The following is a 26,722-nucleotide window of genomic DNA, read 5'->3' on the forward strand; positions in this document are numbered from 1 at the left end:
CGCCGCCGCGCGGCGACCCTCGGCGCTGCCCGACGACGGTCCGTCGCCGCCCTCATCCGCTGGTGCGCGGCAGGGCGGAGTCGGTGGGGCGGAGCGGCCGGCTGGGAGCAGGTCAGGCGGGGACGGGGACCGCGTATGTGCGGCGCGCGTGTGTCCTGGTCGCCTTTTCCGCGCGGATGACGTCGATCGCGCGGAAAAGAGGCTGCCCTGCGAGGTTGCTCATGGGCCGGTCGTCGGCCGTGCGGGCCTGTACGAGGCGGCCGCGGTATTTCCAGTTCCGTACGACGTTGGGCTTCACGCCCGCTGCCTCGGCGGCCTCGAGGGCGGTCCAGAACGTTGTCTGCAGGTCGCCGCTGAGGTCCATGGTCACCTCCGGGTTCGAGGGCTCTTGGGAAACAGAAAAGGCCCCGCGTAGTCGCGAAGCCTGTTCCGTATGCGGACGCACTGATCCGGGAGCAGCATCACGCGTGATACGCACCCCCGTCAAGCAGGGGTTTCTTCCGGCGTGGCGTCCGGGTGACGGGCCCGGGTCGGAGTGCTCACGCTGATGATCCCTCGGAGTACGGAGGGCAGTTCGACGGCGTCGAGGTCGGGGAGGTCCAGCGCGGTGCGGGTATCCGCGTCTCCGGTTGCCGGGTGCGGGATGAGACTGCGGACGTAGTCGCGGTACTCGGCGTGCGTGTAGAGGGCGCGGCAGTCGGCGTCCTGGCATTCGATGTAGGGCTGGTCGTCGACGAGGCGGAGGTCGCGGGACTCGGTGAGCCAGGGGCCGCCGCAGCGCCTGCAGGGGGCAAATCGTTTCACCTGCGGGGCCGTGTCGCGTCCTGTGAAGCGGGTCGCGGCCCGGTGCCAGTGGGCGACTTGCGCGGCCGGGTTCCAGGATGGTGTGACGTCGCGGGCTGTCCGTACGGCGTCGTGCGGCTCTTGGGCGAGGGGGTGCTCCTGGAGGAGCCAGTCGGCGTGCGCGTCCAGGAGCTTGACGGTGCGCGCGATCCAGGCCCCTTCACGGACTCCGGGTTCACGGGCGGGGTGGTCGCCGAGGCCGCGGAGCCGTCGGACGTCGGCGGCGATCTCGGCGAGGCCGCCGGCGACGAGGTCAATGAGGAGCCGCGCCGCCTGGCCGGGCCAGGGGGTGGTGTCGGTGGGGGCGGAGTTCATCGTGGCTGTGGGGACGCTTCGTTGGCCGTGGAGGGGTTCGAGGGTGACGGCGGCCAGGAGCTCGGGGAGCTCTCCGAGCTGGCGGCGGAAGCGTTCGACGCAGGCCGGGCAGTGGACGGGTGCGCCCCACGAAACGGGGACGTCATGTTCGGTGTGGGCGGCGTGGGCGTCTTGCTCGGCGCGGCGCCAGGCGGTGTTGCAGACGCCGAGGCATGGGGTGGGTGCGGGCATGCGGGCCTCCCCTGGTGCGGGACAGCGGGGCGGTGGTACGCAAACGGCCCCGCCGGGTTCGGAGCGGGGCAGAAGCGATCCGCATGGCATCAGCAGAACGGTTCGATCTTGCCCCACGAGTCTCACCAGAAGCAAGGAAACTTGGGCATACGGGGCAACTTCCGGCGGCCCCTAGCCGGTCGTGCAGCTGCAGGGCCACGGGCCTCGTGGAGCCGTTGCCGCGAGGTGCCGCGTGATGCGCGCCGAGAGCCCCTGAAGGCGTTGACGATCCTCCCTACGCTGCTGCGGCGGGGGCGTGTTCATGAGCGCCGCGACGGGCGGCAGCATCGTCGAGGCCCTTTCGAGGTCTGCGGCCGTGGCTGGCCAGTCGGCGTGATCCCCCTGGGCCGCCTTCAGGACAGTCCGCGCCGCCTCCTGGCCGATGTCGAAATCAGCTGCGAGGCGCTCGTACGTCTCGATTGCGCGCTGCAGCTGATCGGCGTCTCTCAGGTCGCGCTCGAATGCGTCCCGGGCTGCCATCCACGCGCTGATTCCGGCGAAGGCCACGACTCCAAGACCGGCGAACCTGGGGGCAGGGGGGCGGCTTTCGTTGTTCACGCCGGCCTCATCGCGAGTCACGGCCGCCTCCCGAGGACGAAGGCCGTCGCCACAACTCCGACGCCGACGCAGAAGCCGGTCAGGGCGCCGAGCCACCAGTCCGTCGTCAAGGTGTCCACCTCATACTCGGCTTCAAGGCGTCGCGGATCATCCCAGGCGTGACCAGCAGCCGGCTACCCAGCTCCTGCATGCGTGCCTGCATCGCGCTGAGGAGCGCTGTCTCCTCGTAGAGCTTGTCGCGCGCATCGCGGTCTTCGGTGTGCCAGAGCAGATGCATCGCCCGGTCCGCGGCCTCGGCCACAGCCGCCGGCCCGGCTTCCGAGCCGACCGCGAGCTGGGCGCGCCACGCCAGGTCTGCAGTGTCGTCGCCCACGCCGTAGGCGAGTTGTCCGTCGAGGCGGCGCCAGGACAGCCACCAGCCGGAGAAGCGCATGGCGTGCCCGGTGTCCGGGTCCGGGAAGTAGATCTCCACGTAGGAGTACGACCGGTGCTCGATCTCCCAGCCACGCGCTTCGAGTTGCTCGCAGAGCGCTTGGAGTCGACCGTCGGGCAAGGACACCCACTCGCCGTGCGTGGCGGCCGCTCGGCGTTCCTGCTCTGTCTCGTTCTGGTCAGCGCGCACGCGTCCAGTGTGCTGGCGGAGGCGCTGTGACGTCGGACGCGCGTCGTGAGCGGTCAAGGCGTGGCGTTGATCTTGGCGAGCACGCGCGGCAGTCGGTCAGCAGTCGGGACCCACAGAGACCTGTACCGCCTTCGGCCGCTTCGCGGGGGTCGCTTCTGTGTCGTAGCCGGGGTTGTCGCTCGCCCATGCGGCCAGCGTGCAGTAGCCGGCCTGGGTGGGCGACGTGTGCTGGAGGCTGTCGAAGGTGGTCTCGCAGGTGGCGAGGTTGTAGCCGCCGAGGCGCATCGAGCTGTCAGGCAGTTCGGGCACCTTGGTCCAGACGATCACGTCGCGCGAGGAGTGGCACGTCTTGGACGCCGGCTTCCGTGCCGTGGACGAGGGCTTGGTCTGTTGCGTCGAAGTCCGTGAGCCCGCGCCGTCCGAGGCTGACTGTGTCTTTCCTGTGCTGCTTCCGCACGCGGTGAGGGTGGCGAGCAGCAGGACGGCGGTTGCGAGGGCGCGTTTCATGCGGGCGATGGTGGACGCGGCAACTGGTCTGAGGTGGCGATGTATCGGACCTGTGACGGTGCGTTCGGCTCGTGGGCCGGTTGTTCGGATTCTTGAGGTGGGAGCTGCTCTGCTGCGGTCGGGGGTCTTGTGGCCGGGGGCGCGGCGTGGAGACTTGGGCCAGTTAGTCCTGGTGAGGGGATGAGCACGTGAGCGACCGCGATACCCGTGAAGAGGTCTGCCCCGACTGCCTGGCCGGCGAGCACGACAGTGACACCCGCATCCTTTCCGTCTGCAAGGATCCCAAGACGGGTGACTACTTCACCAGCGTCACCTGGCACACGAACGACTGCCCGGCCTACACGGTCGACAAGATCCTCCTGGAGGACAGCATCCGCCGGGCCAAGGAGAAGACGGCCTGGATGAAGCGGGCCCTTCCTGCGGCTCAGGGACGGTTGAAGGCGGCGGCCGTCGCGGTGGAGCCCGACGAGTGCGCTGCGCCGTTCGTCGCCGCGCTGCTCGAGGTGGTTGAGCAACAGGCCGCGGACGTCGGGGTGTTCGTCACCCCAGAGCGGCTTACGGAGATCCTGGAGAAGCACTTTCCTCCACCGGATGAGCCATCCCAGGCGTAGACGCAGGGCCGAACTGACCGGGCGCGCCGCAGCCCCGCCGGGGCGGGGCTGCGGCTTTCGGTGGGCGGGGTGACAGGGGCCGCTCTTGAGGCTTGCGGAGCCCGCCGGCGCTACGGCCCGTAGGCCGGGGCCGGTCTTCCCTTCCCTGTGCGTCACCCCTGGTGGGAGTCTGATGCCCCCATGGCGTCCGGCGCGGGTGAGGCGCCGGACGCCGTTCTGCGGGGGGAACCACAGAGTGGCACCGCTTCGGCGAGCGCAGGAACGTTTCGCGACCACGTCACTCGCGAGGGTTACGCGGCGGCGTGCGGGGCGATCTCCGTGAGCCGGCTGCGGGCCCGGGTGACGTAGGTGGCGGACTGCTCGATGCCGATGAATCCGCGGCCCTCGAGGAGCGCGGCGGCGCCGGTGGTGCCTGCGCCGGCGAACGGGTCGAGGACGGTGCCGCCTTCGGGGACGATGCGCATCAGCTGCTGCATGACCTCGACGGGCTTCTGTGTGATGTGGACGCGGGCGTTGCCGCGGGGTTGGCTGCCGGTGAAGTGCCCGGGCAGGTAGACGGGCTGGTTGCCGGGGATCATGGCGCCGTGGCTGCCCCAGACGATGAACTCACACTCCTGGCGGAGGCGGCCGGGCTGGGGGCGGGCGATGGGCTTGTGCCAGACGGCGATGCCGCGCCATGTGTACCCGGCGGCCTGGAGGGCGTCGGTGGTGGCGGGGAGTTGGCGCCAGTCGGTGAAGACGAGGGCTGCGCCGCCGGGGCGGGTGAGGCGGTATCCGTGGGCGAGGATCATCGCGAGCCAGGCGGAGTAGGAGCGTTGGTCGCGGTTCTCGCCGGTGAAGTCGCCGAGGTCGTGGCCGTGGTTGCGTCCGCCGTCTCTGAGGTATTTCTCGCGGGCGGTGCGGCTGGTGCGTTCGGTCATGGTGCGGCCGCCGCTGTTGTACGGGGGGTCGCAGATGACGGCGTCGACGGGCTCGTTGAGGGTGGGGAGCAGCGTGAGGGCGTCGCCTTGGTGGAGTGTCCAGGTGGGCATGTGGGGTGCCTCTCGTGCGGTCGCGTACGCCGGTTGGCGAGCGAGTCGGTGCACGGCCCCGGTGGGGCTTGCTCGAGGGATTCCCGATCTTGGTCTGAGCCAAGGTGCCTACGCGAGCACTTCCCCACGTTCGTTGGCCGATCCGTACGCGTGACCCTGAATACCGCCTTCCGGCCCGCCTCCCTCGTGGAGGGCGCGGCAATTCGGAGGACTTGATCCGCGACGCGCCCACCCTGCACTTTTCGTGTGACTCGGAAGCATGAATCAGGTTCCCTATGCCGGGAATGCCCAGGTTTCCTGGCTCGACTGTGCTTGCAGGTCTCCGAGTTGGTGTTGCGCGCTCGTATGCTTAGCGACGTTCCACCTGCTCCTCCCAATTTCCGTCCTGGACTTGTTCGCGGGTCCCGGCGGCATCCTGTCCGATCAGGATGTCTCGAGGAACAGGAGGAACAGCGGTGGGATCGAACGAGTGGAAGCCGCGTAGGCGTTGGACCGGCCCTGAGAAGTGGCAGGTTGGCCTCGCTGTCGCGGGTCTACTGGTGGCGGTCATCGCCGTGGTGGGGCAGTTCGCCCAGTAGGGCGCCCACCCCTCGAGCACGGTCACGACCGGGACTGCACACGCAGAGAGCCCGGTCTACTGATAGGCGACCGGGCTCGTGAACTGCATCGCAGGGGCCCTGCTCTGGCAGGAGTGGGGCCTCTTGCGTTGCGCTGCGCTTTCCTGCGTTAGCGTGCGCTTGCCCAATGTACCGCGCGCAATGAATCGCGCTCCAATGTCCCCCGAGACGGCATTGCCCACGGCATTGCGCCAGCACCATTGGAATGCCGCCCGTCACGCCCTTCGGTAGCCGCGACGCCCCTCGATGGCCCTCATGGCGGTCGCTCCCGTCCAGCGGTTCACGCCGTTCGCGGTGTCGTCCGGGGCGGGCCAGCGGCCACGTGTGCGGTCGGCGCGGACGGTGGCGGCCTTTATGCCGATGCCTGCGTCCTCGAGCTGCTTCGCGGTGTAGAGGCGGGTGGGCTCGAGGGTGACGGGCTCGCGCTGGACGTGGGCGCGGACGAAGTCGGCAATGTGCTCGGCGTCGTACTCGTAGAAGCGACCACGCTTGTCGACGTGGGCGGGCCAGTCGGGGTGCTGGGACCAACTTTTGGTGACGGTGTCCTTGCTGACGCCGTACGTGTCAGCGATCTCGGGCACGATCAAGCGGGGCAGGTCTACCATGGCGGCGATGCTCCTTTGCGGAGTTTTCAACTGATGAGGGGCCGGCGCTCTGTCACCCCCGGGCTTGCCCGGGGAATGCGCCGGCCCCTTCTGTGTGAGCTGTGACAGGGGCGGTGCGGTCTGTTGAGGGTGCGGGAGGAGTGCCCGCCCCGGGCTGGCTGCTCGGGGCGGGCGGTGGTGACTAGCCCTGCTCGCCATCCTCTCCGAGATCATCGGTTTCGATCATCTCGGCGAGGACGGCCAGCCCGTTGAGGCTGTACTCGCAGGCGTCCAGTCGCCAGGGGGCAGGTCCACCGATCGAAGCGATGACCATCAGCTCGTAGGCCATGAGCCAATTGAGGATGAGGTCTCCGTAGGCCTTCTTGGCCCTGTCACGGATCGGTTCGTCGGCGATGACGCTCCGCGCCCGGTTGAGGGCGAGGATTGCCTCGGGGTTCAGCTCGTCCCCCTCGAAGGGGTCCGGGATCTCCACCGGGATGGGGAGGCCGCGAAGGACGTCCTGCACGAAGTACAGGGCCGCGATCACGGTCTGGCGGAGCAGCCGAGCCCTGGCCTGCCGGTCATCGTGGTCTGCCACGATGTTCTCCTCTCTGGATTTTTCAACTGACCGTCAGTGGTGGGGCTGTCACCCCCCGCCCTGACATCTCTAACTTTACAACACTTGCTTCTAGTTTTGCAACACCTTTCGCGAAGGAATCCACCGCCCGCCGGAAGCCCGCGCCGTACGATGTGAGCCTCGGCCTTTCGGCTGGGTGGTGACCGGCAGGTTTTCGCGAGCGCCCCTTGGGGCGTCTGGGCTTCGGCTCGGGCCTGCTGGTCCTTTTGCATTTCCGGGCCCGGACATGGGGGCGCCCCCGGCTGGCTGCCGGGGGCGCGGTGTTGCGGGGGTCAGTCGTCCAGCGATCCGAGCCATCCGGCCAGGTCCAGAAGGACCTGGTCCGCCATGAGCAGGCACGCAGCGGCGGAGTGGGCGCGCGCCGCGTGGAACTCGGCGGTGGCCAGGATGCCCACCAGGTCCATCGCGCCGAGCCAGTAGGCGCAGACGCTGAACAGGTTCGCCTGGTGCTCCTCAGGCATGGGCTGGTCGATCGTCACTTCCATGATCCGGCGTACGGCCGGGATGGCGGTGACGTTGGTGGCCCCGGTGACCTCCAGGGTGATCGGCACCGGCAGGTGGAGGCAGGCCAGCGCCAGGCCCTTGTAGGTGCGGCTGAGGTGAACGGCGAGGCGCTCCATCATCTCGTCCTGAGAGTCGGCCATTTCGGCTTCCTTTCCTTCTGGGTGGCGGGTCGGGGTTCGCGGCCCCTTCCCTCTTACGTTCCTAACTTTACAGCACTCGCTTCTAGAATTGCAACACCCTAAGGGGATGAAAAGGGCCCAAACCGCACTCGCGGGATGGGCCCTTGAAACAACGGTCAGGCCAGTCGCCAGCCAGACAGCCGATCGTCATCCCCGACGTCCGCCGTGAGCCTCTTGCCCGGAAGTTCAGCAGGGGCCAGGCCGACAGCTTCGGCGATCTCGGCGGCCGGGTAGCGGGTCGGGGGTTCGGCGTCGTGCGCGTCGGCCTGGACCTCGGCCTGGTCACCGAACAGCAAGACGATCTTGACGTTGACTCGGTCGCTCATGGTTGCGCTCATCCTGTCGTTGGACATCTGGGGGTCGGAACTCGATTTCGCCGGCTCGAGCAGGCCAGTGGCGACGGCGGCGCGCATCCAGTCACGCGCCTCCGTGATCAGCGCCTCGGGGTTGCCCTGGCCGAGGCGCAGCCAGTCGAAGTGGCTGCCGCCTGTGACGAGTTGCCAACGCGCAGAGGCGAGCTGGCGCACGCGCGGGTCGCTGAAGTGGACGCGAGCTGCTGCCGCTGCGTCGACACGGGGTTCTCTCATCAGGTCAAGTCCATGGTCTCTAGGGGTGCGGGTAGGGCACAGTTCCTGCGTCAGGCGCCGGGTACGGCGACAGGGTTGTCGCCGATCCAGCCGATCCGCACGTCGACGTTGGCCTCAGCCTCCCGCTGCCGGGACGTGTGAGCCTGTTCTGCGGCGCGCCCGGTGTTCGTCCGGCAGTTCTCTCCCTCCGTGGCTCCACACCGCTCGCACTCGATGCGGAGCACCTCGGCGGCGATCGCCGTTGCCCGTTCGGCGGCGCGGCGCTGCTGGGCCGTCTTCGACTCCCAGGACTTCAGGAGCGAGTTGGGAACGCCGTTCATGCCGCTCGGGTAGGTGACCGTGGTGTCGGAGTACCCGGCGGAGTCGGCGAGGAGGAGCAACTGGTTGGCGGTCGGGATGACAGCGGGCCCGCCGTAGTCCTCCCGGTCCGTGTCCAGCGCCGCTGCGCCCCAACCGTCGCCCCGCTGGAAGCCGGTGGCGAGGGGGACGTCGCCCTCGATGATGCGGGCGACGCGGTGCAGGCGCTCCGCTCGGCTGCGGAGGGTGGTGGCTTCGCGGCGCATGGTCTCGATGTCGTCGGCGAGCTCGACGGGGGTGTCGGGGGTCTCCGCGGCGCGGGCGAGCTGGCTGAGCCAGACGGCTGCGGCCGAGCAGTGCACGGCGAGCTCGTCGACGGTGATGCGGGACCCGGCCGACAGGTGGCTGATGGACGTCTCGGCGGCGTCCGCCTGGCCGGGGAGCGGGCGGTCGGGGGCTTCCACGACGGCGTACAGGCGGACGCCGTGGCCTTCCCGGGTGTCACGTCGGCGCGGCTGTCCTGCGTAGCCGAGCGCGTTCGCCATCTCCTCCCAGATCCGGTCGGCGGCGTCGGCGTCGGCGGACATGATGCGGATCTCGGCACGGCCGTCGTCCGGAAGTGCGCGGCTGTCTGTGGTGCTCACGAGTGCTCCTGAGGTGAGGATTCGCTGTCCGGGCGGATGACGAGGCAGTTGAGAGCAGGCTCCGGGGTCATCCCGCCTTGCGGCTCGCCGTCGTCCCCCGTCACACACAGGGCGAGAACGGCGGCGTACTGCTCGTCGTCCAGGCCGAGGGGCCGTGTTTCGCCCCGTGCGCGGTCGCCGCTGTACAGACGGCGCTGACCAGTCGCCCATGCGCGCAGCAGGCCACGAGCGTAGGCGGGCGTGGTGTCGAGGGCGTCGGCGATCTGCCGCCAAGTGGCGCCGAGTGCAGCTGCGATCCGGACGTCGCTGCCACGCCCGGCTTCGATATCGCGCCGCATCGCTTCGCCGAGAGCGAGGACAGCAAGCGCATCCCCTTCATCGCCGCGCTCCACCGTGTGCGGGAAGTTCGCGGGGAGACGGGTGTTCATCAGGCGGATGCAGTGCGTGGTGCGCTTCTCTGCCTGCCATTCCAGGGGGACGGGGCCACCGGGGCTGGTGCGCACCTCATCGGGGCGGCGGATCTGGAGGGCCTGCCAGCGGTCGTGCTCTGTCATCGGGGTCCATTCGTGGGGGACCCCGGGGCGCGCGTGGGGTCAGAGGAGTTTGCTGATGAGGCCGGCGGCGAGGAGCAGGGCGACGATGGCGATGACGCGGAGGTCGCTGCGTTCGAGGCGGGTGCCGGCGACGGGCACGACGGCTTCGCCGAAGGGGTGCTCGCCGCCGTGGAAGTCGTCACGGTGGCCGTCGCCGTGGCCGCGCGCGCCGACCTCGGTGGCGTAGCGGCGGGACTCGGTCTGGCAGACGGGGCAGCTGTAGCGGAATGCAGGGCGCATGCAGTCATGGTCTCGCGTCCGGGGCGTTGGTAGATAGGGGTTGGTAGATGGGTGCTAGATCGGGGTGATAGATGGGCTCTCACCTGGGCTTCTGTCACCTTCCAGGAGGGGTTGCGAGTGAGGTTCGGGAGAGGGGCGTGCGGCAGCATCAGAGGGGGTGGGGGTGGGGGGGGTGAGTGCGCCCCCTGGTGGGGGTGGTGAGGCCGGGCCAGGAGGCCGGGCTGGCGCTCCCCCGGGGAGGGGGTCGGAGAGCCCTCGACTGGGGGTGCCGGGGCGGTGCTCTCAGGAGCCTGCTGGGGGGTGTCAGCCGGGGTGCCGGAGGGGGCGGCGAGAGGTGCATCGGGGGCGCCCTGTTCGGCCTCGGGGAGGGAGCTCTGGGCGTCGAGGTGATAGCCGATGTTGAGCAGGTAGAAGGCTTCCGCGAGTGGCATGCCGAGTGCGGCGGTGAGTTCGTCGACGTGGACCCCGTGCGTGGGCCCCCGGTTCTTGCTGCCGCGGATCTGCATGGTCTTGACGGGGATGCCGAGTCGGTTGCAGTGCTCGCGGAGGCGGGTGACGTCCCAGTCGGGGGGAAAGCAGTCGGGCTCCTCGAGGAGCGTGCTGAGGTGTACGCCGCGACGGCCGTCGGCGACGGCGTCCTGGACGCGGCTGATCACGAGGAGCCACAACCGCTTCTCAGCCGCCCGCACTTCAGCCGGATCAGGGCCAACATTCTGTTGCTCCTCGCCCTGCACCTCGTCGCTCTTCCCGTCGTGATCGTTTGGGGGTGCGGCCCGGTAGGCGGCCACGATCCACAGCACCACCGCAGTCCCGAAGAGGGGCGCAGCGGCGGGTGCCAGGGCCTGCGCCAGGGCGGCCAGGTAGGGGCGGAGGAAGACCCAGCCGATGACGACGGTGAAGGCGCCGAGGCCGAGCTGCTCCAGCAGGTCCCAGCCGGAGCGCTCCTTCTTCGCCTCCTTCTCCCCACCGCCCTTCTCACCGGTAGCCGGGGCTGTCGTGCCCGAGGTCTCCGCCTCGCCTGCGCCCTCGCTCGTGTCCTTCTCTGCGGGGTCCGCCTTCTCGTCAGACTTCTCCCCGGCCGCGCCCTTCCCCTTGGCCTTCTTCTTCGTCTTGGCGCTGCCCTTACCGCTCTGCTTGCCAGCGGCCTTCTTCGCCGGCGCGCCCTCGGAGAACGTGACCAGGAGGCGCCAGGCCCGGCCGATCAGCACGGGTAGGCGGCGGGCCAGGACCATGGATCCGATGGCGACGTCGGCGCAGATCTCCCCGATGGTGGGCAGGGGTTCGCGGTTCGGGCTCATCCGGCACCCCCGGTGACCATGGCGACCAGGAGCCGGACGACGTTGACGGGGATGGCCCAGATCCCGCCCGCCTCGGCGAGGGTAGGCGCGGCCATCAAGGCGAAGGCCACGGGCGGGAACCGCTTGGTGCCCCAGTCCGGCAGGAACGTGATGGCCACGAAGAGGGCAGCGACTGCGCCGGCCCCCCAGTTGCCCATCGGGGAGCCGGAGCCGATGAGCCCGTTGGGCACGGAGTTGACGCCCCGCATGAAGTCCCCCCAGCTGCTCCCGGCGGCCATCCAGACAAGGCCGGTGACCAGAGCGAAGGCGCCGAGGCGGTCATCGTCGGTGAGCTGGACGCGCTTGTTGCCGCGGAGCCCGAGCAGCAGGAGGAATGCGAGCAGGCCCGACAGTCCGGTGAGGGTGACTGCGCCGAAGATCTGGTGGCCGATGCCGGGGCCGGCGGCGAGGGTCGTGAGGGTCACGGCGTGGCCTTTCAGCGGTTGATGCCGGGCGCGTACAGGGCGGTGGCGAGGAGCGCGGACGCGAGCGGGATGCGGGCGAGCCAGCGGAAGAGCCGCGACTTGTGGCGGACACGGGAATCGATGAGCCACCACAGCCCGACGCACATGCCACCGGAGGTGAGCAGCAGGGAGACGGCCGAGGCGCCGAGGCCCCAGCGTTCGCCGTGGTCGTTGAGCCAGTCGACGGGCGCGGGTGCCATGCGGCGGCACAGCTCGGCTGCGCCGAGGGTGGCGAGGACGCGGGCCAGGATTGGGACCGGGAAGATCCGCGCGATCTCGGGACGCCCGAACAGCTTCCAAGCTCCCCATCCGCCGGCGACGGCCAAGAGAAGGCTGACCATGCCGACCGCGGCCTGCTCGGCGACCGGCAGGTAGACGCCGAGGAGTTGGACGAGGCCGAAGGCATACCCGACGGCTCCGGCGCTGCCTGTGAAAAGCGCCGGCTTGATGCGGGAGCGCCTGCCCTTCTTAACCGTCGTCCCGTTCGGCGTCTTCGAATTCGTGCCTGCTCCGCCTCCGGGCGCTGGCCTGCGGAGCGGGGAGCGTCGGCCGGAGGCCGCCGGCTTCTTCTTCGTCCCGGTGTCAGCCGCCGGGGCAGGCTGCTCGCCTGCCTCCTCGACTGGCGGGGCGTCGAGTTGCTCGTCGCAGACGAGGCACAGCTGGGCGACGGTGTCGCCGTACAGGTCGGGTACGAGCGCGACGCGCGGGTGGCTGCACCCGGGCTCGCTGGCGGTGGCGCGCTCGTCGGCCTTGTCCGGGTGGAGGAGCCGGAGGATCCAGCTGTCGCGCCGGGCAGCCTCGGCTTGGGGCTTCAGGATGGCGGGAAGCGGCTTGGGCGGTGAGGTGGGCTTTGGGGGCACCTCGGGGGCGGTGGGCTCCTCATGGTGCTGCGGCTGCCCAGGCTCGGTGCGCTGAGGCGGTAGGTCGATCTCCGCCGGGTCCACGGCCTGTTCCAGGACGAAGGGCTCAGTGTCCCGCTGCTGGTCGGCGATCCAGGCCAGCATCGACTCCTCGGGCGTCTGCCGGCTCATGACGTACCTGCCGTGACAGTCGTGAACAGGGCGGCGAAGCTCAGCAGGAGGACGGCCAGTGCGTAGCCGACGAAGCGGGGGCCGCCGACGACGAGCAGGGCGTAGAGCACCATGCCGCCGCCCACGATGACGGCCATGAACAGCTCGAGGAACACGGTGTACGTCATGGTCACCACTGCTCCGAGCACAGCAGCCACGCGAAGACGACGATCCCGAGAATGGCGGTGCCCGCGGCGCGAATGCGGCGTTCCCGGTCCCGGGTGCGGAGGGCGACGAGTGCGGCGAACAGGATGACGTCGAGGACGAGGCCGAGGGCGGCGAGCTTCTTGAGCATGAGGGGCTCCTGTGGCGGTCAGGCCGGGAGGAATTCGACGGCGGGCAGCTGGTAGCCCTCGGCGATGAGCTGGGCGGCCTCTCGGCGGCGCTCGCTGGCGGTGGACAGGGCCACGCCGAGGACGGATGCGATGGTGCTGAGATCGATCGCTTCGGCGTCGCCGGCGCCGTCGGTGAGGATCATGCGGGCGACACGGCGGGCGTCGCGTTCGGTCGGCTTCAGCCGGGCCTCGTGCTCCGCTTCGACGGCAAGCCGCTCGGTTTCGGCGGCACGGTGGTGCGTTTCGGCAGCAGCTGCTCGGGAGGCTGCCGCGGCCTCCCTGTCGATGTCCGTCTGGAGCTCGCGCGCAGTGGCCAGGGCGGCCGTTTCGGCGGTTCGGGCTCGCGTTTCGGCGGCAGCCTCTTCCGTTTCGGCGGCAGCCCGTTCCGTTTCGGCGGTAGCCCGACGGATTTCGGCGGCACGCCCTTCCGCGGCGGCGGCCTGCTCGAGGAGGCGTGCGTCTTCGACGGCTCGGGCGGCCTCTGCGTGCCGCTCCGCCGCGAGTTGATCTTGCGTTTCGGCGGCACGGCGCTGCGTTTCGGCAGCAGCCGCATTCGTTTCGGCGGCCCGCTTTGCGGCGTTTGCGGCTTCCGTCTCCAGGGTGCGCTTCTCGGCCATAGCGCGGGCGGTGTCACGGTCGGCGAGGGCGGCCGTACGGCGCGCGTCGGCGGCGCGCTCCTCGCTCTGGGCAGCTTCCTCGTCGGCGGCTGCGGCGTCACGTCGGTCCTCGGCTGCCTGCTTCGCAGCTGCAGCGGCGACCGCGGACTCGAGGGCCTCGGCTTCCTGGACGGCGACGCGCTCCTGGGCTTCGGCGACGGCGCTGGCCTTGGAGTAGGCGGTGCGAGAGGCGACCGTGGCGACCGACGCCCGGGCGTCCGCCCTCTCCTGGGCTTCCGCCACTTCCGCCTGCTTGTCGAGGCGCAGGATCTGGTTGTCGCCGGCGCGGAGTTCGGCGCGGAGCTCGTCGTCCTCCTGGCGCTCCCTGTCCGCCTGCGCTCGCCGGAGTTCTTCGTCGTGGGCCTGCTGCGGGATGGCGAGCGCCTCGTCGACGGTCAGGCCGTACGGCTCGAGGATGAGCGGGAGTCGCTCGTCCATGGGGGCGGACTTCCAGCCCGCGCGGTACCACTTCCCCTTGGGGTAGACGCGGTCGAGGGCCGCCCGGTAGATGAGCAGGTCACGGCGCCTATCTACCGCCTCGGTGTAGGAGCTGATTTCGTTGATGACCATGCGCCGGAACATCAGGAACGAGCTGATCGGTGCGAGGAGCCAGCGTTCTCGGGGGATGCCTTCGCGGCCGGTGCCAGCGGCGACGTCCTCGGCCCGGGTGATCTGAATGATGATGCGGCGGGCGGTCTCGACGGCGGCGACGAACATGACGGGGATGACGGCGTGCATGCCGACGCCCACGAGGTCGTCCCGCCACGGCTTGTCGCCGGATGACGCGTTGAAACAGATCGTCGCGGCGGTGAAGGCGTGCGCGGCAAGGCGGAGGATCGGCCAGCGGATCCGCCGGTGGGTGAGCACGAGGTCGAGGGCGTAGAGGACGACGATGCCGACGTCGACACCGACCGGGAACACCCACGCGAAGTCGCCGAATCCGCGGTCCTGGCCGAGCTTGACGAGCGCACGGTAGGAGCCGGTGAAGCCGATTCCGGCGAGCACCAGGCCGCCGATGATCGCGAAGGCGTTGAGGCCGGAGCGGGCTGCTGTCGAAACGGGAGCCGGTGTCGTCGAAACGGCGGGGGGTGTCGTCGAAACGGGAGCGGCTGCTCCCGAAACAGCAGGGGCTGCTCCCGAAACGGGGGCGGCGGCCGGCGTCTGGCGGTGGCGTCGGCCGCCAGCCCGGGCGGCATGGAAGGGCCCGACGGGGCGGTGCGCTGGGGCTGCTGTCGAAACGGTGAGGGCTGTTGTCGAAACGGCAGGGGCTGCTCCCGAAACGGCGTTTCGGGACCGAGGCCAGAGGCGCGTGATCTTCATCGGACCTTCCGGGGCGGGACAGTGCGCGGGCGGGTGGCGCGGGTTCAGCGGGGCGCTGCGGGGAGCTGCAGGGTGCTCTCGACGTCCGCTTCGGTGGTGCGGGGGCTGGGCATCGTGAGCGGGGCTGGGGTGGGGGCGGCGAGGAAGGCTGTCTGCTGGGGTGCCGAGGTCGCGCGGCGTCGTCCCTTGCCGCGGGGGCGGATGAGGGAGAGGGGGCCGCCGACGGTGACGGCGATGCCGGCGGCCCAGAGGGGCGTGCTTCCGGCCCAGCCGCCGAGGACCTGCACGGCGGTCCCGGCCAGCGCGCACACGATGCCGAGTGCCTGGCGGCGGGCGGCCGTCATGGGGGTGATGACGGTCTTACGGCCGGAGCGGCCGGTCCAGGACGCGTAGTGCCGGCCGAGCAACCATTCACGGATCATCGACCGCGTGTACAGGTACTTGTTGTAAAAATTCAGCAGCGTGTACGGCGTGAAGCCGAGCGCGGCTTTCTTCCAGCCGACGACGCGGGAGACGAGGTACATGGTCAGCGCGGTGTGGCCGACGAACCAGTAGCCCATGTACTTGAACATGGACAGGTGCTGCCAGGTCGTCAGGTTGTAGACGACGACGATCGCCCACCACCACAGCGTGACCAGGTCGAACATGGCGCTGCCGACGGTGAGCACGGACCGCCAGTTGAGCATCAGGCGCTTGTAGCGGGCGACGTTCTGGAAGTAGCCGGCGGCCCAGCGCGGCATCTGCGCCGTGTACTCGGCCCACGTCTCGGGGTCGACGGTGAGAGTGAGGGCGTCGGCGGTGTACCAGCACTTGAAGCCGCCTTCGTGGAGCTTCCACGTGATGTCCATGTCGGCGCTGATCAGGCCGCTGGGGAATCCGCCCACGGCTCGTACCGCGTCCATGCGGAAGGCGTACGAGGCGCCGGTGAGAACCTGCAGGCGGCCGACCTGGCGTTGGCACAGCCGCCACCACTGGCTGCCGAGGCTGTAGGCGAAGCGGCGGGCTTCGATGAAGAAGCCGGTGTCCTGGATCGGCAGGATGCTGGAGCAGGTCGCGTCGTAGCCGCGGGCCAGGTCCTCGACCATGAGCGGGATGCAGGACGGCATGGGCTTCGAGTCGCCGTCGAACCCGACGAGGACGTCCGCAGTGATGTACGGGAGGGCTTCGTTCTGGTTCGCGGCCTTGTCGCCGTGCTTGGTCTCCAGGACCAAGGTCGCGCCGGCTTCGCGGGCAACCTGGGCGGTGCGGTCGGTGCACGAGTCCGCGACGACGATGAGCTGCTGGATCGGGTAGGGCTGGTCCAGGCACGCCTGGACCAGCTCCCCGATCGTCGACTCTTCCTGGTGTGCCGGGATGAGTACGGCGACCGTCAGCCCGGTCAGCCCCTGTTCGTCCTCGTGATGAAGCGCAGGGCTGCTCCCGCTCCTGCCATCAGCAGGGCGACGCCGGTCAGGGTCAGGGCTCCCAGCCCGGTGTGGGCCATTGCTCCGGTGTACACGCGATCTCCTTGTTGTCATGGCGGTCACAGCCGCTCAATGTTCGAGGCGTCGGGCATGACGCCCCGGGTGTCCAGCACGTAGGCCGCCTCGGCGGCGATGTGCTGGAGGTCGAATTCGTCGTGCGGGGTGAGCAGCACGACGGCGTCGTAGGCCTGGAGAGGCCAGGGCGGGGTGGTGTGGGGGCCGAAGACCTGCGGGCTGGCTCCGATGGCTGCCGGCGGGACGTGGGGGTCGAGGCAGTCGACGAGGGCGCCCTTGCTCTCTAGGAGGCTCACGACCTGCGCGGCGGGCGATTCGCGGTGGTCGCCGGTGCCGGCCTTGTAGGCGAGGCCGAGGGCGAGGATCCGCGCGCCGTATACGCCGCGGTGGAAGCGGCTGTTGAGGGTGTCCTGGAGGCGCTGGACGACGTAGGCGGGCTGGGCCTCGTTGACGTCCTGGGCGAGCTCGACGAGCCGGAAGGCGTGGCCGTGGCGGGTGCGGGCGTGGTGGGTCAGGTAGACCGGGTCGACGGGCAGGCAGTGACCGCCGACGCCCGGGCCGGGGAGGAACTTGGTGAACCCGAAGGGCTTGGTGGCGGCCAGTTCGAGGGTGCGCCACACGTCGACGCCGAGGGTGTGGGCGAGGTGCCCGAGCTCGTTGACCAGGGCGATGTTGACGTGCCGGAACGTGTTCTCGAAGACCTTCGCCAGCTCCGCTTCCTCAAGGGACTCGGCGGTGACGACGTTCTGCGTGACGCTCAGGTAGAACTGCTCGGCCTGCTCACGGCAGTTGGCGGTCAGTCCGGAGACGATCTTCGGGGTGGTGGAGAACGTCCACTGATCGTTGCCGGGGTCGATGCGCTCGGGGCTGAATCCGACGTGGAAGTCGACGCCGGCCTTCCAGCCGGTCTTCTTCTCCAGGATCGGGACGACGAACTCACGCGTAGTGCCCGGGTGCGTAGTCGACTCCAGGATCACCGTGGCGCCGGGCTTCAGGTGCCGGGCGAGGGTGGTGGTCGCGTCGCGGATGTAGCTGAGGTCAGGCTGGCGGTCCTTGAGGGGCGTCGGGACCGTGATGACGGCGATGTCGAAGTCGACCAGGTCGCCATCCGAGCGAGTCGGCTGGTAGCGACCCGATTCCAGCGCGGCCTGGAGCTCTTTGTCGGAGATGTCCTCGACGTAGGAACGGCCCCAGAGCAACTGGTCAAGACGCTGCTCGTCGGGCTCGAAGCCGACGACAGTGTGGCCGGCGTTGACGGCGGCCGTGGCGAGGGGCAGGCCGACGTAGCCCTGCCCCATGACGACGATCTGTGGCACTGAGGTGTCCCCTTCCCGGGGATTCGAATGGCTGTGTGCTGGGGGTGCCGAGCCCGCGCGGGGTGTGAGGGTGGCGCGGGCCCGGCGGCCTACGGGCGGTCAGAACGGCCAGCGCGGCTTCCAGCCCAGGCCGTTGACCTCATCGCGGTGCGCCGCAGGGTCACCGCCGTCGCGGCGGCCCTTCTTCCTGGCGGCCTTGTCGAGGTCGCGTGTGGAGGGGACCGCTACATGCGGGTTGATCTTGGCGAGCTTGCGTTCGAGGCGGCTCTTCATCAGCTGCCTGCCCGACCGAAGACCGCGGCGGACAGTTCCTTGTCCGAGTGACCGGCCTCACGGCCCTGCCTCCAGAGGTCGTCGCACCGGCGCTCCGACGCACGCCACTTCGGGTCGAGGTCCTTTCCGGCGCCGACCCTCATGGCGATGTCGCGGCTGACCTGAGAAGCGGTGGCGAGCTGCTCCAGAAGCGTGGGCTGCGGCTTGGCGAGCTCAGCGGCGGCAACGAGCTCGCGCCGCCACTTCTCCTCCTCGCCGGCCACGAGAGTCGGCTCCCAGTCGGTGACCGCCTCGATCGGACCGACCTCCGCCACGTGCACGGTGAGGGTCAGCTCCACAACGACCCGCGTGATCCCGTCCGTACCCGTGCGCTCGGTCTGCAGGAACGTCAGCTCCCCGCCGGCCGTCGCGTGGATGTCGCGGAGGCCGAGGACGTCCCACACGGCGAGACGGGTCGGTGTCTCGCCCAGCTCGGGCCGTGGTGCGTGCCGTTCGATGTCGGGGATACCGAGGGCCTCACCGATGGCGCGGGCGTAGCCGGCGGTCTGCGCCTGTTCGGGCGCTGCGCTGCTCATCGGCCGTCACCGGGCGCGAGCTCGGCGGCCTGCAGGTCGCCCAGGAGTCGCTCCAGAGCGTCGCTCAGCTCTTCGAGCGCCCGGGTGCCGCGGGCGGGTGCCGCGGAGCCGTAGACGTCGCCGAACTGGATCAGCGCCGTCCGGGCGTCCCGCTCGGCCGCGCTCTCCGCCCGGTTCTCGAGCTGGGAGGAGTCGCAGAGCTGGCGGAGCGCTGTCCGGTAGCCGCCGAGAGCGTCCGTGACGGTGGTGGGGCTGTCGCCGCCCCGGACCGAGTCGTACAGCCTCTGCGTGCGGAGGGCCGCGGGAACGGTGGTCTGGAGGAGCGAGGGCTCCGGGAGGAAGTAGCCGCGGGAGCGGCGGCGGGTCAGGAGGGTCGGACGGGACTGGGTAGTCTCGGGCATGCCTGCCCTTTCGTAGCCGTGAGGGTGGGCCCCCCGACCCACATGGGCCTGCCAGCCCGGGCCGGGGGTTTTTGCTGATGCGGACCGATGAGGGCTCGCGCCGCCAAAGTAAACCCTAGGGTTGATGTACGCAACCCTAGGGTTTAATCTGACGGCGATTCGCGCTCTCGTGAAAGGAGAGCGGTGGCGGAGGAAGAGCCCCCCGAGGAGGTGCTGCGGCTCGTGGAAGCCGTCGACGCATTTGATGGCATCGAAGACGACGCGGCCTGCGCCCTGGCCGTGACACGGGCGCTCGAGGGGTGGCCCGAGCACCACTCCAAGCTGCGACAGGTGCGGCAGGACCGCGTCAACCGCATGCGCGCCGACGGGAAGACGTGGGCGCAGATCGGGCTCGCACTCGGCGGGATCTCAGCAGCCCGCGCGCAGCAGATCGGGTCGGGCCTGCGCGGGTCGAAGCGGCCTAAGAAGAAGACGGAGGAGCCACCGGGCGACTGACGCCCGGACCTCAACGAGAGCGGCCCCGTCTGACGGCGGGGCCGCTCTCGCGTTTGCCGGCACCTCGGCGCCACGTACGGACGACAGGTCAGGCCACTGCGCGACGGCTCATGGGGTCGCGACTGCCGGGCGAGGCGTCGGGGTCGCCGGGGGTGCCCCGCTCCGCTACATTCGAATACATGAGCGAATGGCGGCGGGATGCGGAGGTGGCACCGAAGCCGACCGACGGCGTCCACGTCCGCCGGTATCCGCCGCACGAGCTGGTCCGGGTGAACCTGTACGTGGACGGCGACTTCTACCGAGGCGTGGCGCGTGCCAGCTATGAGGCGGAGGACGGTCGGCTGGCTTACGACTTGCTGCTGTGGCCGGGGCCTGGGGAGTCGCCGTCGGGTTGGTACTGGTTCGACGAGTCTCGGATGCGGCGTCGGGTGTACGCGGGAGCAGGGGGCGGGCTGTGACGTCGCTGGCGGATGCGGTGGAGGCGCGGCCGTGGCGTGAGGGGGACGGCTCGAAGCCGACGGTGTGGACGTGGCCTCGGACGGATCCGCCGGCGTTGTGGGTTCGCCTGGGTGGCGTGTGGCGGTGGGCGAGTGTGGTGGCGCGGCAGGACTGGCCTGATGGGCGTACGGCGTATCAGGTGCTGGTGGATGTGGCGGGGACGTCGGCGGTGTCGCATCGGACGTACTGGTGGCCGCATGAGGGGCTGCGGATTGCGCATCGGAGCGGGTCGGAGCCGACGACGGAGGCTGGGCGGGGTGGGGATATGCCGAGGCCGCCACGGCGGGTGAAGCTGGCGGCGAGGCGTCAGGCTGCTTCGTAGAAGTGGGCGCGTCCGCCCTTCCATTTCACCCAGGCGGGATCGTCGAGGAGTATGTCGGCGTCCTCGAGGCCGGTGCGGCGGAGGAATTCGACGACGTCGGCGTCGCTGTGGGCGAGGCCGAGGATCTGTCCGCGCGCTGACACTCGCCGTCCGCCGGAGCCGAGCGGCGGGTGCACGACTATCGGGGCGCTCGTCATCCCTCCAGGTTGCGACGAAGCGCCGGGCACGGCATGTCGATCTGTGGCGGGGAGCAGGTCCGGCGCCCGGTAAGCCGATGAATGTGACCGCAGCGGCGCATTTCCCTGCTGGGTGTGCTCCGGCGGGTGACTCTTGTGCGCCCCCTCGTAGGTGCTCATTCCGCTTGCTCCGACCGGGGCGGGTGGGCCAGGTTGAGAGCCCGGCAGGCGAACGGTCTGCCGTCGAAGGCTTTCAGGAGGAGTTCCGTGGATCTGTCGAAGTCCGAGGTCGCAGCCCAGTCCGTTCCTCCGGAGGCGGTCGGTTCGATCAGCGCTCCGGGTCCGGTCGTCCGGATCGAGGACGTGGAGGACGAGGGTCCCTGACCCTCGGGCGTACGGCGCTGAGGTGTGCGGGGCGCCGCTTTCGTCCACGTGGGGAGTGCTCCGATGCCTGCGGGTGTCGGAGCACTCCCTTTCGTTTGACCACACGTCCTGGGAGGGGCGCTTGATGATCCACGTGTACTGCGGGCCGACGTTAGGCCCGGATGACCCGGTCCTCGCGCATCCGGCCGTCCGTTGGCTGGCGCCGGCGCGGCACGGGGACTTCTTCGATCCGGTGATCGCCGACACGGACACGGTGGTTCTGGTCGACGGGGTCTACCACCAGGCTCCGGCGGTCCGGCACAAGGAGCTCCTGGCGCTGATGGCGCGCGGGGTGCGGGTGATCGGGGCGGCGAGTATCGGGGCGCTGCGGGCGGCGGAGCTCCACCAGTTCGGGGTGGAGGGTGTGGGGGCGGTCTTCGAGCTGTACCGGTCGGGCCGGCTGACTGCGGACGATGAGGTGGCGGTCGGTCAGGATCCGGTCGATGGGCGGGCGTTGACGTGGCCGCTGGTGAACCTCCGTCATGTCCTGGGCCTGGCCGCCGCGGCCGGGGTCCTCCCGCCGGGCCCTCGGCCGGTCGACCGGCTCCTCGATGAGCTGCGCGGCGTGTACTACGCGCAGCGGACGCCGGCTGCGGTCCGGGCGGTGTGCCGGCGGGCGGGTGCCGGGCCGTTCGTGGAGTGGCTCGATGAGCAGCGTGCGGCGGATGCACGGTTCGGGGATGTGAAGTACTCGGATGCGGTTGCCGCGGTGCGGGTCGCGCTCGAGGGCGGAGGCCGCGGTGAGGAGGCTGTCCCGGCGGTCTGGGATACGGGGTACTTCCGGCGGTGGCGCGGTCACTTCGCCACGCAGGTGGTGGACGGTGTGGCGATGCCGACGCGGCTTCGGGTGGTGTATCAGCAGGTGTTCGACCCGGGGTTCGCCGCGGTGTGGCGCGTCTACCTCGAACGCTGCTCGCTGTTCCCGCCGGACGGTGGCGCGCGGATGCCGCTGAGTCAGCGGACGCGGGACTTGACGGGCACCGCGGACGGGAGTCTGCTGCACGCCGTCGTGCGGGTGGATCCGGACCGGTGTGACGGGTCGGCGCTCAACGTGCTTCTGGCGCGGGAGTCGGTTGCGGACCGTACCGCGGTCGTCCGGTACGCGGCAGCGATCGAGCGGGCCCGCCGGGCGGTGCCGGGGTTCACGGTCGAGGGCGTACGGGACGACGTCGTGATGCGGATGCTGACGGAGGTGTGGCGGTGCGATGGCGCCGGCCTCGGTGAGCAGGCGCGGTTGCGGGGCCTGCAGACGGCCGGGCGCGCGGTGGAACAGGCCAAGGTGCTGGTCGCGGGGTTCATGGAGGACCAGCGGCGCATGGAGGGTGGGCTGGTCCGTGGCTGAGAGTCTGATGGTTCTGGACGGAACGGTCCGCTCGAGGGGACCGGAAGAGACGTGGGCGCTGCTGGAGCCGTGGCTGGAGCGATGCGGGATCAGCCGGGTCGCTGACCTGACGGGCCTGGACAGTCTCGGGGTGCCGGTGTGGACGGCGATCCGGCCGGGCGCGCTCACCCTGGCGGCGTCGCAGGGGAAGGGCGCTACGCCGCGGCTTGCGGCGATCTCTGCGGTGATGGAGTCGATCGAGCTGTGGCACGCCGAGCAGCCACTCCCCGTGGACCAGGTGGCGCCGGCCCGGGCGCTGGAGCTGCCGTATCCGCTGCTGTCCCTGCCCGTGCGGGAGCCGCATCCGGGGCTCGTCGACGTGCCGTTGGAGTGGACGACGGGCCTGGGCCTGGTGAGCGGCCGGCGCGTGCCGGTCCCCGTGGGCCTGGTGCAGCGGTTCCTGCCGTCGATGTGGCGGCCCGCGGTGTTCCGGGCGACAAGCACAGGGCTGGCGTGTGGGAACTCTCCGGAGGAGGCGGTGCTCCACGGCTTGTACGAGGTGATGGAGCGCCACACGCTTCACCTCGACGAGCAGACCGGCGGGGAGCTGCGGACGGTCGTCGACCCTGACAGCGTCGAGGCGCCGTACGCCGCGGAGTTGATCGAGCGGGTGCGGGCGGCTGGCGTCGTCCTGGAGCTGCTGGTCGTGGAGTCCCCGTACGGGCTGCCGGTGTGCCTGGCGTACCTGTGGTCGGAGGACTTCCCGCTGTGGTTCGCGGGGTCCGGCTGTCACCACGATCCGCACATCGCTCTGACCCGGGCCATCACGGAGGCGGCGCAGTCCCGCCTGACGTGCATCGCCGGGACGCGCGACGATCTGCCGTCCGAGGAGGAGGTCTTCGCGGTCGACCAGGCGCTGCCCCCGGCTGTCGGGGGCCCGTCGGGTGTCGGGTGGGAGACGCTGTTCGCCGACGCCGGCGGACCGGTGGGCGGGGCGTTGCGGGCGCGGGCGGAGGGCGCGGTCCGGCTCGTGGAGGCGGTGACCGGGTACGAGCCGATCCTGGTCACGCTGTCCGGGCGCGGGGAGCCGTTCACCGCGGTCAAGGTGATCGCGCCGGGGGCGACGTCCCGGACGCGTCGGGCGATCCCCCGGTGACCGCGCGGACGGAGCGGGAGCAGCTGCTCGCCGACCACTTCGACGCCTTCCACCGGGCCCGGGCGGCGAGCCGGCTCGTGTCCGCGCTGTACGCGGAGGCGATGGGCGACGGGTATCCGGCCGAGGTCGCGCCGTACAGCTCGTGCGACCGCGCCCTGTTGACGATCGCGATGGCGCGGCTGCAGCTGCGGCCGGGCGAGCACCTGGCGGACGTCGGCTGCGGGACGGGCGGTGTCGGCCTGTGGCTGGCCCGGGCGCTCCGCGTACGGGTGACGGGCCTGGACGTGTCTCCGGCCGCGGTGAGCCTCGCCGCCGGCCGCGCGGCGAGCTTCGTCCCCGAAGGGCGGGCGGTGTTCCGTACGGGGACGCTGGAGGCGACCGGCCTGCAGGCGGGGACGGTCGACGGGATCGTGTGCGTGGACGCGCTGGCGAACGCGAGCGACCGCGTCCAGGCACTCGCCGAGCTCGGGCGGATCCTGCGCCCGGGCGGCCGGGCGGTGATGACCCGGGCGGGCGCGCCCGGACTCCGTACCGCGGTGATGGACCAGGCGCGGTCGGCCGGCCTGGCTGTGGAGTTCATGGACGAGCGGCCGGGTGAGCCCGCGATGTGGGGGCGCCTGTACCGGCTGTGGCAGAACCGGGAGACGGAGCTCCGTGCCGAGCTCGGCGACGACCAGGCCGACGCGATGCTCCGCGAGGCGACGCGGATGCTGCCCCGCCTCCCGGTGCGAGAGGCGCTGGCCGTGACGCTTCGGAAGCCTGGGCCCGCGGGCGGCGGATAGGGTCGCCGGGTCGGTCAGGGATTCAGGACGTGGATGGGGTGTGTCGGGTGGCTCGGGTTGCGGTGCTCTCCGCGGGATCGTGGGGAACGACCATGGCGAAGGTGTTCGCCGACGCCGGCAGCGACGTCGTCGTCCACGCCCGGCGGGACGAGGTCGCCGACGCGATCAACACCGCGCACCAGAACCCCCGGTACCTCCCCGACGTCCTCCTGCCGCCCCGCCTGCGGGCGACGACGGACGCGACCGAGGCCCTGATCGGCGCGGCCTACGTGGTGCTGTCGATCCCGGCACAGACGCTGCGGGAAAACCTTGCCGCCTGGGCCCCGTACATCGGCCCTGAGGCGGTCGTCGTGAGCCTGATGAAGGGCATCGAGACGCACTCCGGACTCCGTATGTCCGAGGTGATCGGCGAGGTGACGGGGATTCCGGCCGAGCGGATCGCCGTACTGTCCGGGCCGAACCTGGCGCGGGAGATCGCGGGCGGCCAGCCGGCCGCCTCGGTCATCGCCTGCCCGGACGAGACCGCGGCCGCCGCGCTGCAGAAGGCTTGCCACACCCCGTACTTCCGGCCGTACACGGCGACCGACGTGGCGGGCTGCGAGCTCGGCGGCGCGACGAAGAACGTCATCGCCCTCGCCGTCGGGCTGGCCGCCGGTCTCGGCCTGGGTGACAACGCCCGGGCCCTGCTCATCACCCGCGGCCTCGCCGAGACCGCCCGGCTAGGCGCCGCCATGGGCGCCGACCCGCTGACGTTCTCCGGCCTCGCCGGCGCGGGCGACCTCATCGCCACCTGCGCGTCGCCGCTTTCCCGAAACCGGACGTTCGGCGAGCACCTCGGGCAGGGCATGTCAATCGACCAGGCGGCCCAGGCGACCGGTCAGACCGCGGAGGGTGTGAAGTCCTGCAGGGCGATCCTGGACCTGGCCCGGGCCCACGGTGTCGAGATGCCGATCACTCAGGTTGTCGCTGCGGTGATCGACGGTACGGCCACCGTGACGGACGCTGCGACGGCTCTGATGTCCCGTTCTCCGAAACCGGAGCACTACAGCGCCTGACAGGACGCAGCCGAGTTGGGGCCAGCACCCCCACGCCCGTGAGATCTGCCCCGTGTACGGCGAATTCTGGCCATGTCTGTTCCTGCCGAGCGGAGCCCGGGGTCGGGACCTCGATCCCCGCGACGGTCTAAGGGGGGAACGAGCGTGCAGGACAGCGGGCCTGAGCTGCGGCAAACCCACTTCGCTTGATCGTCTCGAATAGACCCACCTAGAACACGCGTTCCCATAGTGTCCATCCTGAGTCGTTTGAGGCTCACGAGTTCGCATCCCGCGACACAGCACGCGTTGCGGGCTGCGCTGGGAGGGGACGCAATGTCACACAGATCCACGCGAGCGATGGCTCGCCTGACCGCCACGGCCGCACTCTTGACGGTGATCATCGCCGGGATGTCTCCCGCAGAGGCAGCCACGCAAGTCACAGGCGCAGCCTCAACGGACACCACGAGCGCGACTGAGATCCCCCAGCCGGTCGCGCTGGAAGTGACCCCCGGATCGGATCAGGCGGAATCCAAGCCTGACGTGCAAACCGCGACGTTTGCCGCAGCCGCAGCAGAGACCTGTAGCGCGGAGACAGACGGCAAGTCAGCATGCGTCACAACGGCAGCTCCACCTTCACAGGCACCTCACGTGAATCCTGACGCGGGAACGGCCGCCGGCGTACCCGAGCCTCAGTGGTGCGAGGACAGTCAGGGCAGCGTCACTGGCACCCGCACCCAGGTATGCCAGGTACAAGGGCTCACGTACACGACATACCGCGACATCAATGGAGTTAAGACAGCTACCGGTGTGGCCAATATGGTCGTGATCAACTACAGCTACGGCAACTCAGGTCAGGGAACGTTCGCCCATCAGATCGACGTCTCGGCCTACGGCGGCTGGGGAGACGCCCTGGACGCCTCCATCGACGGCCAGGCAACGATGACCGGGAACTGCACGCGCGAGAGCTCCTCCTTCCCTGCCAAGCCGCTGAAGCCGCTGAACTCATGGCGGCTCGGAGAATCCTTCTTCAACACAACCGCCACAGCAGCCGGAGCCGTAGGCACCTGTGCCACTACGTGGTACCTGACTTTCATGAACGGCGTTTACACCCCAGCAGTCACGCAGTACACCGTCAACGAGTTCCGCTGCGACAACAACACAGACGGCAGGATCGGCGTCGGCTGCGTCGTGCCCTGGTACGCCTCTGCGCTCACCTACAGCAAGGCCCGTACACCCAATCTCGTCCGCCACGTGGATCTGGCGCAGGCCTCCGGACTTCCAGGTGCCACCTTCGCCGCCCCGCTCACGAGGACAACTGACGCACGTTTCATCGCCCTCAACCGTGTCCGTGCCTGCGGTAGCGCTCCCAGCATCACGGACTACAGCTGTGACGAGTACCCCATCGCAACTTCGCACAACGGGCTCAGCCGCGGTGGCACCCGCCGCTCGTTCGACGGCTGCAGCTTCCCCGATGTCCCCTCGGCGACGGGGCCGACGGGTGCAAGCGTCTGCATGATCCCTGCCACCGAAAACAGCTCGCAGGGCGGCTCCAACACTCAGTTCTTCCGTGCCGAGCGCGTGCTGGACAAGGATCCCTTCCGTGTCCTGACGACTGCCTAAGACGTGGTGCGGGTGCCGTGGCAACGGCACC

General features: G+C 70.1%; 33 protein-coding genes. 9 read left to right on the plus strand and 24 right to left on the minus strand.

The window, feature by feature from the left end; genetic code table 11:
* Positions 1 to 112 precede the first annotated feature (112 nt).
* From ABZT74_RS30175 to ABZT74_RS30195, 5 genes are all read right to left on the minus strand, one after another.
* Positions 113 to 364, minus strand: a complete 252-nt coding sequence (locus ABZT74_RS30175) for a hypothetical protein (protein WP_356440072.1) — start codon at positions 362 to 364, stop codon at positions 113 to 115.
* 119 nt (positions 365 to 483) lie between these two features.
* Positions 484 to 1,389, minus strand: a complete 906-nt coding sequence (locus tag ABZT74_RS30180) for a hypothetical protein (RefSeq protein ID WP_356440075.1) — start codon at positions 1,387 to 1,389, stop codon at positions 484 to 486.
* A 171-nt stretch (positions 1,390 to 1,560) separates the two neighbouring features.
* On the minus strand, positions 1,561 to 1,986 hold the full coding sequence (locus ABZT74_RS30185; RefSeq protein WP_356440078.1) for a hypothetical protein: 426 nt from the start codon (positions 1,984 to 1,986) through the stop codon (positions 1,561 to 1,563).
* Between the two features lie 106 nt (positions 1,987 to 2,092).
* Positions 2,093 to 2,608 (minus strand): hypothetical protein, encoded by a 516-nt coding sequence (locus ABZT74_RS30190; protein WP_356440081.1) that lies wholly within the window; start codon positions 2,606 to 2,608, stop codon positions 2,093 to 2,095.
* Positions 2,609 to 2,704: 96 nt separating this feature from the next.
* The gene (locus ABZT74_RS30195) at positions 2,705 to 3,115 is read right to left on the minus strand and encodes a hypothetical protein (RefSeq protein WP_356440084.1); all 411 of its coding nucleotides are present in this window, start codon (positions 3,113 to 3,115) and stop codon (positions 2,705 to 2,707) included.
* Positions 3,116 to 3,303: 188 nt separating this feature from the next.
* Between ABZT74_RS30195 and ABZT74_RS30200 the strand changes: the two genes are divergently transcribed.
* Complete coding sequence (locus ABZT74_RS30200) at positions 3,304 to 3,726, plus strand: hypothetical protein (protein WP_356440087.1); 423 nt, start codon at positions 3,304 to 3,306, stop codon at positions 3,724 to 3,726.
* A 290-nt stretch (positions 3,727 to 4,016) separates the two neighbouring features.
* Here the strand turns inward: ABZT74_RS30200 and ABZT74_RS30205 are convergent, their stop codons facing one another.
* The 8 genes from ABZT74_RS30205 to ABZT74_RS30240 all read right to left on the minus strand — a co-directional run bounded on the left by ABZT74_RS30205 (position 4,017) and on the right by ABZT74_RS30240 (position 9,639).
* Positions 4,017 to 4,757 (minus strand): DNA methyltransferase, encoded by a 741-nt coding sequence (locus ABZT74_RS30205; protein ID WP_356440090.1) that lies wholly within the window; start codon positions 4,755 to 4,757, stop codon positions 4,017 to 4,019.
* Between the two features lie 832 nt (positions 4,758 to 5,589).
* Positions 5,590 to 5,979 (minus strand): hypothetical protein, encoded by a 390-nt coding sequence (locus tag ABZT74_RS30210; RefSeq protein ID WP_356440093.1) that lies wholly within the window; start codon positions 5,977 to 5,979, stop codon positions 5,590 to 5,592.
* A gap of 181 nt (positions 5,980 to 6,160) precedes the next feature.
* Positions 6,161 to 6,556, minus strand: a complete 396-nt coding sequence (locus tag ABZT74_RS30215) for a hypothetical protein (protein ID WP_356440095.1) — start codon at positions 6,554 to 6,556, stop codon at positions 6,161 to 6,163.
* A gap of 311 nt (positions 6,557 to 6,867) precedes the next feature.
* A complete protein-coding gene (locus ABZT74_RS30220) occupies positions 6,868 to 7,239 on the minus strand; it encodes a hypothetical protein (RefSeq protein ID WP_356440098.1) in 372 nt (123 codons plus the stop codon).
* A 155-nt stretch (positions 7,240 to 7,394) separates the two neighbouring features.
* Positions 7,395 to 7,805 (minus strand): hypothetical protein, encoded by a 411-nt coding sequence (locus ABZT74_RS30225; protein WP_356440101.1) that lies wholly within the window; start codon positions 7,803 to 7,805, stop codon positions 7,395 to 7,397.
* A 110-nt stretch (positions 7,806 to 7,915) separates the two neighbouring features.
* The gene (locus tag ABZT74_RS30230; RefSeq protein ID WP_356440104.1) at positions 7,916 to 8,806 is read right to left on the minus strand and encodes a hypothetical protein; all 891 of its coding nucleotides are present in this window, start codon (positions 8,804 to 8,806) and stop codon (positions 7,916 to 7,918) included.
* Complete coding sequence (locus tag ABZT74_RS30235; protein ID WP_356440106.1) at positions 8,803 to 9,360, minus strand: hypothetical protein; 558 nt, start codon at positions 9,358 to 9,360, stop codon at positions 8,803 to 8,805. The genes ABZT74_RS30230 and ABZT74_RS30235 overlap by 4 nt, the downstream gene beginning before the upstream one ends.
* A 39-nt stretch (positions 9,361 to 9,399) precedes the next feature.
* Positions 9,400 to 9,639, minus strand: coding sequence for a hypothetical protein (locus ABZT74_RS30240; RefSeq protein ID WP_356440109.1), 240 nt, complete (start codon positions 9,637 to 9,639; stop codon positions 9,400 to 9,402).
* 386 nt (positions 9,640 to 10,025) lie between these two features.
* Between ABZT74_RS30240 and ABZT74_RS30245 the strand changes: the two genes are divergently transcribed.
* Positions 10,026 to 10,853 carry a hypothetical protein gene (locus ABZT74_RS30245; RefSeq protein ID WP_356440112.1) on the plus strand — a complete coding sequence of 276 codons (828 nt, stop codon included), beginning with the start codon at positions 10,026 to 10,028 and terminating at the stop codon, positions 10,851 to 10,853.
* Positions 10,854 to 10,933: 80 nt separating this feature from the next.
* On the opposite strand, the gene ABZT74_RS30250 is transcribed toward ABZT74_RS30245, so the two are convergent.
* The 10 genes from ABZT74_RS30250 to ABZT74_RS30295 form a co-directional block, all read right to left on the minus strand.
* Entirely contained in the window at positions 10,934 to 11,401 is a 468-nt protein-coding gene (locus ABZT74_RS30250; RefSeq protein ID WP_356440115.1) for a hypothetical protein, read from the minus strand.
* Positions 11,402 to 11,412: 11 nt separating this feature from the next.
* On the minus strand, positions 11,413 to 12,471 hold the full coding sequence (locus ABZT74_RS30255; protein ID WP_356440118.1) for a hypothetical protein: 1,059 nt from the start codon (positions 12,469 to 12,471) through the stop codon (positions 11,413 to 11,415).
* Entirely contained in the window at positions 12,468 to 12,638 is a 171-nt protein-coding gene (locus tag ABZT74_RS30260; RefSeq protein ID WP_356440121.1) for a hypothetical protein, read from the minus strand. The genes ABZT74_RS30255 and ABZT74_RS30260 overlap by 4 nt, the downstream gene beginning before the upstream one ends.
* Positions 12,639 to 12,640: 2 nt before the next feature.
* Positions 12,641 to 12,805: a hypothetical protein gene (locus ABZT74_RS30265; protein ID WP_356440124.1), complete on the minus strand. Its 165-nt coding sequence runs from the start codon at positions 12,803 to 12,805 to the stop codon at positions 12,641 to 12,643.
* An 18-nt stretch (positions 12,806 to 12,823) separates the two neighbouring features.
* Positions 12,824 to 14,821, minus strand: a complete 1,998-nt coding sequence (locus tag ABZT74_RS30270; RefSeq protein WP_356440127.1) for a DUF2637 domain-containing protein — start codon at positions 14,819 to 14,821, stop codon at positions 12,824 to 12,826.
* 44 nt (positions 14,822 to 14,865) lie between these two features.
* On the minus strand, positions 14,866 to 16,203 hold the full coding sequence (locus tag ABZT74_RS30275) for a glycosyltransferase family 2 protein (protein WP_356440268.1): 1,338 nt from the start codon (positions 16,201 to 16,203) through the stop codon (positions 14,866 to 14,868).
* A gap of 140 nt (positions 16,204 to 16,343) precedes the next feature.
* A complete protein-coding gene (locus ABZT74_RS30280) occupies positions 16,344 to 17,597 on the minus strand; it encodes a nucleotide sugar dehydrogenase (RefSeq protein WP_356440271.1) in 1,254 nt (417 codons plus the stop codon).
* A gap of 117 nt (positions 17,598 to 17,714) precedes the next feature.
* Positions 17,715 to 17,888: a hypothetical protein gene (locus ABZT74_RS30285; RefSeq protein ID WP_356440130.1), complete on the minus strand. Its 174-nt coding sequence runs from the start codon at positions 17,886 to 17,888 to the stop codon at positions 17,715 to 17,717.
* A complete protein-coding gene (locus ABZT74_RS30290) occupies positions 17,888 to 18,463 on the minus strand; it encodes a hypothetical protein (RefSeq protein ID WP_356440133.1) in 576 nt (191 codons plus the stop codon). Before ABZT74_RS30290 ends, ABZT74_RS30285 begins: the two co-directional genes overlap by 1 nt.
* Entirely contained in the window at positions 18,460 to 18,864 is a 405-nt protein-coding gene (locus tag ABZT74_RS30295) for a hypothetical protein (protein ID WP_356440136.1), read from the minus strand. Before ABZT74_RS30295 ends, ABZT74_RS30290 begins: the two co-directional genes overlap by 4 nt.
* 183 nt (positions 18,865 to 19,047) lie before the next feature.
* Here ABZT74_RS30295 and ABZT74_RS30300 point away from each other — a divergent pair, with 183 nt between their 5' ends.
* Both ABZT74_RS30300 and ABZT74_RS30305 read left to right on the plus strand, forming a co-directional pair.
* Positions 19,048 to 19,359 carry a hypothetical protein gene (locus ABZT74_RS30300; protein ID WP_356440139.1) on the plus strand — a complete coding sequence of 104 codons (312 nt, stop codon included), beginning with the start codon at positions 19,048 to 19,050 and terminating at the stop codon, positions 19,357 to 19,359.
* Between the two features lie 179 nt (positions 19,360 to 19,538).
* A complete protein-coding gene (locus tag ABZT74_RS30305) occupies positions 19,539 to 19,817 on the plus strand; it encodes a hypothetical protein (RefSeq protein WP_356440143.1) in 279 nt (92 codons plus the stop codon).
* Positions 19,818 to 20,163: 346 nt separating this feature from the next.
* Here the strand turns inward: ABZT74_RS30305 and ABZT74_RS30310 are convergent, their stop codons facing one another.
* Complete coding sequence (locus ABZT74_RS30310) at positions 20,164 to 20,376, minus strand: hypothetical protein (RefSeq protein WP_356440146.1); 213 nt, start codon at positions 20,374 to 20,376, stop codon at positions 20,164 to 20,166.
* 436 nt (positions 20,377 to 20,812) lie between these two features.
* On the opposite strand from ABZT74_RS30310, the gene ABZT74_RS30315 reads away from it, so the two are divergent.
* The 5 genes from ABZT74_RS30315 (at position 20,813) to ABZT74_RS30335 (ending at position 26,691) form a co-directional block, all read left to right on the plus strand.
* A complete protein-coding gene (locus ABZT74_RS30315; protein WP_356440149.1) occupies positions 20,813 to 22,120 on the plus strand; it encodes a TfuA domain-containing protein in 1,308 nt (435 codons plus the stop codon).
* Positions 22,113 to 23,255 (plus strand): YcaO-like family protein, encoded by a 1,143-nt coding sequence (locus tag ABZT74_RS30320; RefSeq protein WP_356440152.1) that lies wholly within the window; start codon positions 22,113 to 22,115, stop codon positions 23,253 to 23,255. Before ABZT74_RS30315 ends, ABZT74_RS30320 begins: the two co-directional genes overlap by 8 nt.
* Positions 23,252 to 24,037, plus strand: a complete 786-nt coding sequence (locus ABZT74_RS30325; protein WP_356440155.1) for a class I SAM-dependent methyltransferase — start codon at positions 23,252 to 23,254, stop codon at positions 24,035 to 24,037. The genes ABZT74_RS30320 and ABZT74_RS30325 overlap by 4 nt, the downstream gene beginning before the upstream one ends.
* Positions 24,038 to 24,084: 47 nt before the next feature.
* Positions 24,085 to 25,092 (plus strand): NAD(P)H-dependent glycerol-3-phosphate dehydrogenase, encoded by a 1,008-nt coding sequence (locus ABZT74_RS30330; protein WP_356440158.1) that lies wholly within the window; start codon positions 24,085 to 24,087, stop codon positions 25,090 to 25,092.
* A gap of 801 nt (positions 25,093 to 25,893) precedes the next feature.
* The gene (locus tag ABZT74_RS30335; RefSeq protein ID WP_356440161.1) at positions 25,894 to 26,691 is read left to right on the plus strand and encodes a hypothetical protein; all 798 of its coding nucleotides are present in this window, start codon (positions 25,894 to 25,896) and stop codon (positions 26,689 to 26,691) included.
* Positions 26,692 to 26,722: the final 31 nt, after the last annotated feature.

Source organism: Streptomyces sp. NPDC005302 (assembly GCF_040607345.1).
GTDB lineage: Bacteria > Actinomycetota > Actinomycetes > Streptomycetales > Streptomycetaceae > Streptomyces.

Bases quoted from the DNA above. Each gene is read 5' to 3' on its own strand.
- ABZT74_RS30295 (WP_356440136.1), bottom strand. From the start codon at position 18,864: ATGCCCGAGACTACCCAGTCCCGTCCGACCCTCCTGACCCGCCGCCGC.
- ABZT74_RS30310 (WP_356440146.1), bottom strand. From the start codon at position 20,376: ATGACGAGCGCCCCGATAGTCGTGCACCCGCCGCTCGGCTCCGGCGGA.
- ABZT74_RS30285 (WP_356440130.1), bottom strand. From the start codon at position 17,888: ATGAAGAGCCGCCTCGAACGCAAGCTCGCCAAGATCAACCCGCATGTA.
- ABZT74_RS30280 (WP_356440271.1), bottom strand. From the start codon at position 17,597: ATGGGGCAGGGCTACGTCGGCCTGCCCCTCGCCACGGCCGCCGTCAAC.
- ABZT74_RS30205 (WP_356440090.1), bottom strand. From the start codon at position 4,757: ATGCCCACCTGGACACTCCACCAAGGCGACGCCCTCACGCTGCTCCCC.
- ABZT74_RS30255 (WP_356440118.1), bottom strand. From the start codon at position 12,471: ATGAGCCGGCAGACGCCCGAGGAGTCGATGCTGGCCTGGATCGCCGAC.
- ABZT74_RS30195 (WP_356440084.1), bottom strand. From the start codon at position 3,115: ATGAAACGCGCCCTCGCAACCGCCGTCCTGCTGCTCGCCACCCTCACC.
- ABZT74_RS30180 (WP_356440075.1), bottom strand. From the start codon at position 1,389: ATGCCCGCACCCACCCCATGCCTCGGCGTCTGCAACACCGCCTGGCGC.
- ABZT74_RS30240 (WP_356440109.1), bottom strand. From the start codon at position 9,639: ATGCGCCCTGCATTCCGCTACAGCTGCCCCGTCTGCCAGACCGAGTCC.
- ABZT74_RS30265 (WP_356440124.1), bottom strand. From the start codon at position 12,805: ATGCTCAAGAAGCTCGCCGCCCTCGGCCTCGTCCTCGACGTCATCCTG.
- ABZT74_RS30260 (WP_356440121.1), bottom strand. From the start codon at position 12,638: ATGACGTACACCGTGTTCCTCGAGCTGTTCATGGCCGTCATCGTGGGC.
- ABZT74_RS30175 (WP_356440072.1), bottom strand. From the start codon at position 364: ATGGACCTCAGCGGCGACCTGCAGACAACGTTCTGGACCGCCCTCGAG.
- ABZT74_RS30235 (WP_356440106.1), bottom strand. From the start codon at position 9,360: ATGACAGAGCACGACCGCTGGCAGGCCCTCCAGATCCGCCGCCCCGAT.
- ABZT74_RS30270 (WP_356440127.1), bottom strand. From the start codon at position 14,821: ATGAAGATCACGCGCCTCTGGCCTCGGTCCCGAAACGCCGTTTCGGGA.
- ABZT74_RS30305 (WP_356440143.1), top strand. From the start codon at position 19,539: ATGAGCGAATGGCGGCGGGATGCGGAGGTGGCACCGAAGCCGACCGAC.
- ABZT74_RS30210 (WP_356440093.1), bottom strand. From the start codon at position 5,979: ATGGTAGACCTGCCCCGCTTGATCGTGCCCGAGATCGCTGACACGTAC.
- ABZT74_RS30220 (WP_356440098.1), bottom strand. From the start codon at position 7,239: ATGGCCGACTCTCAGGACGAGATGATGGAGCGCCTCGCCGTTCACCTC.
- ABZT74_RS30290 (WP_356440133.1), bottom strand. From the start codon at position 18,463: ATGAGCAGCGCAGCGCCCGAACAGGCGCAGACCGCCGGCTACGCCCGC.